The organism is Bacteroides muris (ex Afrizal et al. 2022), assembly GCF_004793475.1.
Lineage (GTDB): Bacteria > Bacteroidota > Bacteroidia > Bacteroidales > Bacteroidaceae > Bacteroides > Bacteroides muris.
In genome coordinates this window covers 1-7,775 of sequence record NZ_SRYZ01000081.1, presented here as the reverse complement: position 1 = coordinate 7,775, position 7,775 = coordinate 1, and the positions used below count along the sequence as shown (strand labels likewise).

Annotated in this window: 11 protein-coding genes; 6 read left to right on the top strand and 5 right to left on the bottom strand. The window is 39.9% G+C overall.

Translation table 11 applies throughout. The features are described from left to right. Positions 1-294: 294 nt before the first annotated feature. On the top strand, positions 295-543 hold the full coding sequence (locus E5355_RS19595) for a hypothetical protein (protein ID WP_168354389.1): 249 nt from the start codon (positions 295-297) through the stop codon (positions 541-543). A gap of 300 nt (positions 544-843) precedes the next feature. On the opposite strand, the gene E5355_RS18565 is transcribed toward E5355_RS19595, so the two are convergent. The 4 genes from E5355_RS18565 to E5355_RS18550 are packed head-to-tail and all read right to left on the bottom strand — an operon-like array spanning position 844 to position 1,987. Continuing rightward, on the bottom strand, positions 844-1,095 hold the full coding sequence (locus E5355_RS18565) for an LPD28 domain-containing protein (RefSeq protein WP_246867002.1): 252 nt from the start codon (positions 1,093-1,095) through the stop codon (positions 844-846). Positions 1,096-1,143: 48 nt separating this feature from the next. Continuing rightward, positions 1,144-1,476, bottom strand: a complete 333-nt coding sequence (locus E5355_RS18560) for a molybdenum ABC transporter ATP-binding protein (RefSeq protein ID WP_136011497.1) — start codon at positions 1,474-1,476, stop codon at positions 1,144-1,146. A gap of 17 nt (positions 1,477-1,493) precedes the next feature. Further along, entirely contained in the window at positions 1,494-1,673 is a 180-nt protein-coding gene (locus tag E5355_RS18555; protein WP_136011494.1) for a ribonuclease P, read from the bottom strand. A gap of 20 nt (positions 1,674-1,693) precedes the next feature. After that, positions 1,694-1,987, bottom strand: coding sequence for a hypothetical protein (locus E5355_RS18550; RefSeq protein WP_027200667.1), 294 nt, complete (start codon positions 1,985-1,987; stop codon positions 1,694-1,696). 146 nt (positions 1,988-2,133) lie between these two features. On the opposite strand from E5355_RS18550, the gene E5355_RS20185 reads away from it, so the two are divergent. The 5 genes from E5355_RS20185 (at position 2,134) to E5355_RS18525 (ending at position 6,561) form a co-directional block, all read left to right on the top strand. Continuing rightward, positions 2,134-2,256: a hypothetical protein gene (locus E5355_RS20185; RefSeq protein ID WP_256372014.1), complete on the top strand. Its 123-nt coding sequence runs from the start codon at positions 2,134-2,136 to the stop codon at positions 2,254-2,256. 676 nt (positions 2,257-2,932) lie between these two features. Beyond that, a complete protein-coding gene (locus E5355_RS18540; protein ID WP_007665778.1) occupies positions 2,933-3,835 on the top strand; it encodes a helix-turn-helix domain-containing protein in 903 nt (300 codons plus the stop codon). Between the two features lie 84 nt (positions 3,836-3,919). After that, the gene (locus tag E5355_RS18535; RefSeq protein ID WP_136011493.1) at positions 3,920-5,026 is read left to right on the top strand and encodes a site-specific integrase; all 1,107 of its coding nucleotides are present in this window, start codon (positions 3,920-3,922) and stop codon (positions 5,024-5,026) included. Positions 5,027-5,034: 8 nt separating this feature from the next. Beyond that, positions 5,035-5,397, top strand: coding sequence for a hypothetical protein (locus E5355_RS18530; RefSeq protein ID WP_007665782.1), 363 nt, complete (start codon positions 5,035-5,037; stop codon positions 5,395-5,397). 264 nt (positions 5,398-5,661) lie between these two features. Continuing rightward, positions 5,662-6,561, top strand: a complete 900-nt coding sequence (locus E5355_RS18525; protein WP_136011492.1) for a mobilization protein — start codon at positions 5,662-5,664, stop codon at positions 6,559-6,561. Here the strand turns inward: E5355_RS18525 and E5355_RS18520 are convergent. Then, entirely contained in the window at positions 6,547-7,686 is a 1,140-nt protein-coding gene (locus E5355_RS18520) for an McrC family protein (RefSeq protein WP_136011491.1), read from the bottom strand. The two genes, E5355_RS18525 and E5355_RS18520, sit on opposite strands and share 15 nt — an antisense overlap. Positions 7,687-7,775 lie beyond the last annotated feature (89 nt).

The window sequence follows — 7,775 nt, the reverse complement described above, 5'->3', positions numbered from 1 at the left end:
ATATATGCGATATTTACAAATTAAAACTAGCAAGCTGAACTTGCGAAACTTAAATTATTAAAATTATTTTTACGCTGCCAACATAAGTGAGTGCAGTATAGGGTTGCGACAAGGATAGCAATCAAATACGCTTTATTTTTGTCAGCGCAAGCCGTCAAAACCACAGGCTCGATAAAGGAAGATTTGTGAAGCTACGCCATTGACCAAGGCTCTTTAGCCGTGCCCGGCTGCATACTAACTTTGCAACGGAAAAATGTGTGATAACACGACCAAAAGCGGTTGTGAAACGGGTTGATGAAAAAAAATGAGCAAGGCTTCGTGAGTGGACAGCATCCGTCCGTAAATGTAAGTTTGAATAAACGCTCCGGCTGTAAGTCCAAAAGAAAAAGTATGATCGGAGAGGAACGAGTATTGTCGCCAAAAGTGGATGCCGGACAATGCCTGCATTTATATCGTAAGCCGACCAAGAGCATTCTGCCGTGGAGTGTGCCGCCCCGGAAAACAGACCGACTTGACGAACAGTCGAAAACCGCATCAGAATAGTCGCCTTCTACTTCAACGGCCGACAAGACAAGGATGCCCAAGAAGAGAAAGAAAAGCAGAAGTCCCGCTATCGCCGGACAAAGCAGCCTTGGTCGCTATTGGCGAAGTATGAACTATCGTATCTATAAAAGGTGTATTGCCGGCTTCTCCGAAACAATACTAATTTACAAAAGGTAGTCAGGCTTGTTTCTACAAGCCCGGATTATAAAAGTCGATTGCCATTTATAGCATATTGGTCAATAACAGAAATGGCAACATAGAGAAACATTCTCCGTGCTGCCATTCGCCTGAAGCCTGTCATCATTCCAGATATGACCAGTCGGCTATCTCCAGTTCCTGTCCACAAGGGAAATCGTCGATGGGGTCGCAAATGAACGTACCGCAGAAATTGACCACCACGCAACCGTTCTTCAATGAGGCAGGTTCCGTCAAATCATCGTCCGTATGCCGAATGTGATACCATAGTTTCCCTTTGGGCAATGTATTGGTATCTATCCGCAGGTCTATAAATTCGCCCTCAATGGTCTTGCCATTAGCCAAAGTCAGAAGCATTGGCGTTTTGCTTTTTTGTCTATAATCGTACAGCATAATATTTTTATTTTAATCGGTTATTTCAATGATTTCATCAATCCTGCCACAAAGGAATGCCCTCAATGAGGTTTTATCAACGGCATAGTATTCTGCAATATGCCCATATTGCTTGACAAAGAAACGTTTCAGCACATCCGAAAAGTCAAAGCGGTATCCTCCTAATGGAACTCCTTTCTTGAAATAGGTATTTCTGTTCACGCTGTTTGTCAGCCAATTCTTCTGCTGTCGGCACATAGGAACGCCATCATTGAGTTGTTGTCTCAACTGATATACCATGCTATTTTGCAGGGTTGAAAGTTCGGGAATATCCCAATCCACAAATCTTGTCGCTATCGGTGTCATCATAAATCAATCCTCCATTAGTCATAGATTAGTACCTCGTCCCGGTATTCCACTACTTCTTTGTCGTTGTTGAGCCTTACCACTATTTCAGAGCCATAATCGCCAACCACTTCGCCCTCAGTATATCCTTTGTAAGGTGTTAGTAAAGTACAAGAACACCCGATAATCTCTGTTGCCTGTTCTTCTTCGTAATACATAGTACGCTTGTGTTTAAGGGTTATCTGTAAGACCATTCTCCGTTTGAGAATACCTGAAAGTTCACATACTCGTTGCACAGCTCGTGTGTCAGCACTCGGATATAAATCTTGTCTTTGCTCTCCAAAAGAGAAATCATTTCGTTTATCTCTTTTTCGGGATAATCCCACTTTGAGAAAAACTCTCCCTCGATACTGTCCTCTGCCCTGTCAAGATAACAGTCGCAAAAAGTTTCATCTAAAAATTTCTCTACCTTATCAAGGTCTTTCTCGTTCTCCGTACTTGCGTAGAAGATGTTTGTCGCATAATTTGCCATAATCGCTTCTGATTTGAATTTTTACTTTTCCCTCTGGTCGCATCAGCTACTTTCGGGTTTGATTAAAATTATGTCGCATTGCAAGGTGTCCCGGCTCTTCTTGCAAGGTTTCATTGGCAAAATACCACCTCTGTTAAAAACCGAGTGTGGAGATTTTGACAGGAACCGGCAGGCTTGACCTTGCAAAGAAGAAAGACAGGACATATACCTTCGCGACACAATTCTTATTCAACCAGCCCGAAAGTGATGTGGAAGAAGAAAATGGATAGTGGGCGTATAACAGGAACACTATAAACGGTGAACTGCATTTCAAGTAATAGCGAGTTAAAAAGAAGTCTTTGCTGGCGAAAAGAAAAAAGACGGCCAAAATGTTCAGATTTTGAGATTATCAAGCGGTTTAGTTTAGAACTTGATTAGATATACAAAAACCAAACTAAACTTATTTATGAAGGCTTTTCAGAAATACAGAACTCAACCATGAAAACGAGGGATAGCAAGGGACAAAACGAAAGATGGCGAGGGACAAATTTTGTCCCTGACATTTCAGTGTGGCTTTTCTGAAATGGTTTTATTGTTTTTCTTTCTTTTGGTATGCGATTTTTTGTCCCCCGTTTGTCCCTTTAAGGCGATTTTAGTCAAAACATATATTGATAATCAGTTAATTACATTTTATAACACATTTTTGCATCGGCAAATAGGTAGTAATTACCAACGATTAGCATATATCATCAATGATTATCAAGGCGTTCATTTTGAACGCCTTTCTTTTTAGCCTTATAAGCGATGGTTATCGTTTATAGGGCTTTTTCAGCTCATTTTTGTACCGTATTTGTTGCTCGCTTGTTACTCTCCGATTTTAGGTCGGAAAGGTCGTGGACACACTGGTACGTCATGGTACGTGGTGGTACGCGATGAAACAGATTTGGCGAAATAAACGGACAAATAATGAGTAGTAAAATCGACATTCAGAAAAGATGTAAGTGGTGCAATGCTGTTTTCACAGCCCATAAGACCACCACAGAGTATTGTTCACACCGATGCGCCAATCTTGCCTACAAAGACAGGGTTAGGAAACAGCGCATTGAAAGTCTGCAACACGAATTAGGGAAAAGCATAAAGACACCTCCTAATTTGAACAAGGAGTATCTTACTCCATCAGAAGTAGCCGAGTTATTAAATATTGGGCGTACTTCTATATATCGCTATATCCGCAATGGAACAATCAAAGTAATCCGATTTGAAAGGAAAACGCTTGTTCGCAGAGCTGATATAGAAAACATGACAGACTATCTTTCGCCCGAAAACGAGAAGACACCAACAAAAGAGAAATCCCCTATCACCGACTTCTATACCACTGCCGAAGTGAAAGAGAAATACCATGTAAACGAGTCATGGATATTTGTGGTAGCCAAGAAGAATAACATCCCCCGAACTTTCAATCGTGGCAAGACCTACTGGAGCAAGAAACATATAGATGCTTACTTCGCCAAGAAAGCCCCAAATCCAGACATTACCGAATGGTATAGCACCCAAGAAATGCAGGAGAAGTTCGGTATGACTTTGTCCGCAATCTATTGTTTCGTTTCCAAGAATGCCATTCCGAAGAAGAAAGAGGGCATCATGGTGTACTATTCCAAGAAGCATGTGGATATTGTCAAAGGTATTACTGCACCCGAAGAACCGCAATATTATACGGTAGCTGAAGCGATGGAGAAGTTCAACCTTACCCGAGACCAACTCTATCATTATGCCAAGTACCATAATATCCCAAAGGTCAAGAAAGGTAAATACACACTTATCTCCAAGCCTGAGCTGGATAGGTTGCTTGCTGCTCCAAAGATTGAATAAGTTATTTTTCGGTGAATGTACCCACCATTGAATCACCTTATTCCTTTGCACCAAACAAATGTAAAACTCTAAATATTAAACAGTATGACACACACGTGTACAAAAGTAACAGTTCGTCAGAGAGAGATTCGGAATAATCGTATCTCCTTGTATCTGGATTATTATCCGGCAGTCCGTAACCCCGAAACGATGCAGATGAGCCGCAGAGAATACCTTGGCATCTACATCTATGCTCACCCGAAAAACGAGATGGAACGGGAGTTCAACAATGATATGCTGAACAAGGCAGAGGCTATCCGCTGCATCCGGGTACAATCGCTCATCAACGAAGAGTTCGGTTTCTTAGACAAGACCAAGCAGAAAGCCGATTTCCTTGCCTACTTCAAGAAAATGTGCCGGAACAAAGACCAGAAATGGCAGTTCGTCTATCAGCATTTCTACAACTTCGTCAAAGGGCAATGTACCTTTGGCGATGTGAATGTGGATTTATGCAAAAAGTTCCGTGAATACTTGCTGAATGCCAAGCAACTCAAACACAGCAACCGTCCTATATCCCTCAATTCGGCATCCGGCTACTACTCTACCTTCAGAGGATTGTTGAAGATTACCTATCGGGACAAATGGTTTCGGGAGAACATCAATGATTACCTTGATAAGATTGAGCCACAAGATGTGAAGAAGGAGTATTTGACATTGGACGAAGTGAAGCAACTCGCTGCCACTCCTTGCGACATCCCCGTATTGAAAGCCGCTTCTCTATTCGCTTGTCTGACAGGCTTACGCATCAGCGACATTCTCAATCTGCAATGGGAAGACTTCACTATCGCTCCCGACCAAGGCTATTGTTTACGTATCAGAACACAGAAAACCCAGACGGAAGCGACACTCCCCATCAGTTACGAAGCCTACGAACTATGCGGCACACCCGGAACAGGCAAAGTTTTCAAGGATTTGAAGCGAAGTATGATTAATTACCCACTGAAAAGCTGGCTCAAAAAGGCAGGAATAACGAAACCGATAACCTTTCACGGATTCAGACATTCGTATGCAGTCATACAAATATCCTTAGGCACAGATATTTACACTGTATCAAAGATGCTAACGCATAAGAATGTGTCCACAACTCAAATATATGCCGATTTGGTCAATTCCAAGAAGCGAGAAACAGCCAATAAAATATCACTCAAATAGATAGAACTATGAAACGAGGAATCATACTCAACAACGGACAATGCATCCATATTTCTGATGGCGAAGTATGGATGACCACTTGGGAACTTGCAGACTTGTTTTATACAACGTCTGGAGCTATCCATATAGCAATCAAGAGAATCCTGAAAGCTAATGTTTTGAAGAGCCACGAAGCTTGCAAGTACATCAAGTTGGAGAATGGGAACAATGCCGATGTGTATAATCTCAATATGGTTATAGCCCTATCCTATCAAATAGACACCGGACATTCCGCTGTATTTAGGAAATGGCTAATAAACAAAGTCGCTCGTAAACAAGAGTATAACATCTTGTTATATCTCAATGGTACAAGCCATACATTGTATTGCTAATAAGCTATATCTCTATACCCCATTGATTATCTGCATTGTTTACCCAAAATGATGCAGATAATTTTTGTTTTTAAGATACACAAGCCTATTTATCCAACTATTTTCATCCAAAAACAAGAAATTTGCAATGCGCTTATTATTAGGAGTGTAACGTAGTGAAAAGCGATGAAATATATCGTCAAAAGCCCATTAACAGGCAAAACTATGAATTTTCTCAAAAATTAATCCTATATATTTGCACACAAACGATTAATACATACCACTATGGAGCTGAAAAAGATAGAACATATAACATTGCATCTGATTGTTTTTGGTACAATCGCCATCATTGGTGTTTTAGCCCGCCAAACCGTACTTCACTATGGTTGGGACGAGTTCAGCAGCTACCTTATTTTGGTGGTATGCTCCATTATCATGGGAGCTATCTATCTCAATCTGCAAATGGTATTCAGTCAAATTCTTTCACCGACAATAGAAAAGTGCTTTATGAGATTTGAGTGCTATCGCAACAAGGCTGTAGTCGTAGAAGTTCCAGCAGTAAACTCGGAACTTGCTGAAAGTGCTATAAATTCAGAACCTATCATTTCTGAGCCTGAACCCGAAATTGAAATCGAAACTACATCTGACATAACAGAAGAAGTTTCTACTCCATTATGTTCCGAACTCAACGAAGATGTGGCAGAACTTCCAAATGAAGAAGCCACACCTTCTACTATCAACAATACTTTTATAGAAGAATCCAACCAACCATCAGAATATGAGATACTCCGTGCCCATGCTATGGCTGAGAAAGAACGCGCCTCACAAGAAAAACTCAATAAAGTTATCGCATACACGAAACAAACTTTAGTTTCCTATCTTGATGAAACTGCGCTTAATCGCTTGTGTGGATATGTAACAGAATATTACCTGTCAGATGCCTTACCTAAAATCGAACCGATAAAGATTGATTCTCAGCTAAAGACTATTGACATCATGCACTTTGGATGGAATATCGGTAAGGCATTTGGCAAACCACGCCTACAGACTGCCACATTTATAAAGAGGATATTTGCTCATACCTTCCGTGATTCAGAAATATCCACCATTGAACGTAAAATGTCGCATACGGAATCAGAGTGCAGGATTAAGCTGGATAAAAAAATTGCACTAGCAGAGAGTTAAGATCTTTTCCTTTAGCTCCTGTAAAACATTTGTCATTGCTGCAACAAACATTGCAAATGTTCCTTCTTCTTTGGGAATTGGAACCCCAATATTGTATATCCAACCACCATATCCTCGTAAATTCCCCAATTTAGTTATCGTTACATCTTCTTGTGATGTAGGAAATATAAAACCTCCTATGCCAGCTTTTTCCACATGCATATATGATATAATCTGGTGCATATCATTGCGGTCAATTCGATTGTTATCCAAGTGCTTGTATTTAGCGTCTAATATACAATTTTCTTTAAAATAGTCAGGATAACGTTTACACCGACTCATTACAAAATCAATATCAACATTACTTTTATCAAATAAATATATACATCCTTTCCCCGATCGATTTTGAGGATGAAAAAATCCACATTCGCTCAATACTGTTTTATATAAAAATTCTTCCCAAAGCCATGAGCCACTGAACAATAAACCATATATCCGATTATCATCAATACCATATTTTAATCTCTTATGATGCAGGATATTAATGCACAGCTTCTGCAACATCCGATACTCTGTGTAATAAGGATGGCATATTGATTTCAAGTTCTTGGCTATAACGCCGCTCAAAACATTCTTGCGATAAGAAGGAGTGATACTACAGATTTGCGAGACATAAGCTTCTGTGTCAGCATCTGTTTTCAAAACGTATGCCATATTAGATGATCTGATATATTCTATTGTATGCCTGATGAGCTGTGTGAAATCATTATCATAGGCATATTCTTTAACCTTGTATGCAATATTTCCTGAAAACGGAATGTTATGCTTAATGTGTTGTGGAATATCAATCGTGCCTCTTACATTTGCATCATTGCAATCTCTATGGGTGTATTTTTTATACAGTCCTTGCCGCAATGCCCTTTTCAGATATAAAGGAAACATATACACCAAAAAATCAAAGATTTTTTCTTCTGATGTAGAGTGCTTAAGGTCGAGTAAATTAATCTTGAAAACCTTTTGAAGCATGTAGTGCAAGAAATAATCATCAGAGCCATCCTTAGCAAATCGGGTACCAATAGTCAGTTGGCTTTCGTTTTTTCCGATAAAGCCCAACAAGTCTCCAGTTTGTAGATTCTTATCATCTATTTTAAAGCACTAGTGTCCCGTTAAAATCGGGACAAGTTATTAATTAATCAAATAATCCCGGAATAAGGGGATTAAATTGTTCTTTGACA

Bases quoted from the DNA above. Each gene is read 5' to 3' on its own strand.
- E5355_RS19595 (WP_168354389.1), top strand. From the start codon at position 295: ATGAAAAAAAATGAGCAAGGCTTCGTGAGTGGACAGCATCCGTCCGTA.
- E5355_RS18565 (WP_246867002.1), bottom strand. From the start codon at position 1,095: ATGCTTCTGACTTTGGCTAATGGCAAGACCATTGAGGGCGAATTTATA.
- E5355_RS18560 (WP_136011497.1), bottom strand. From the start codon at position 1,476: ATGACACCGATAGCGACAAGATTTGTGGATTGGGATATTCCCGAACTT.
- E5355_RS18555 (WP_136011494.1), bottom strand. From the start codon at position 1,673: ATGTATTACGAAGAAGAACAGGCAACAGAGATTATCGGGTGTTCTTGT.
- E5355_RS18550 (WP_027200667.1), bottom strand. From the start codon at position 1,987: ATGGCAAATTATGCGACAAACATCTTCTACGCAAGTACGGAGAACGAG.
- E5355_RS18540 (WP_007665778.1), top strand. From the start codon at position 2,933: ATGAGTAGTAAAATCGACATTCAGAAAAGATGTAAGTGGTGCAATGCT.
- E5355_RS18535 (WP_136011493.1), top strand. From the start codon at position 3,920: ATGACACACACGTGTACAAAAGTAACAGTTCGTCAGAGAGAGATTCGG.
- E5355_RS18530 (WP_007665782.1), top strand. From the start codon at position 5,035: ATGAAACGAGGAATCATACTCAACAACGGACAATGCATCCATATTTCT.
- E5355_RS18525 (WP_136011492.1), top strand. From the start codon at position 5,662: ATGGAGCTGAAAAAGATAGAACATATAACATTGCATCTGATTGTTTTT.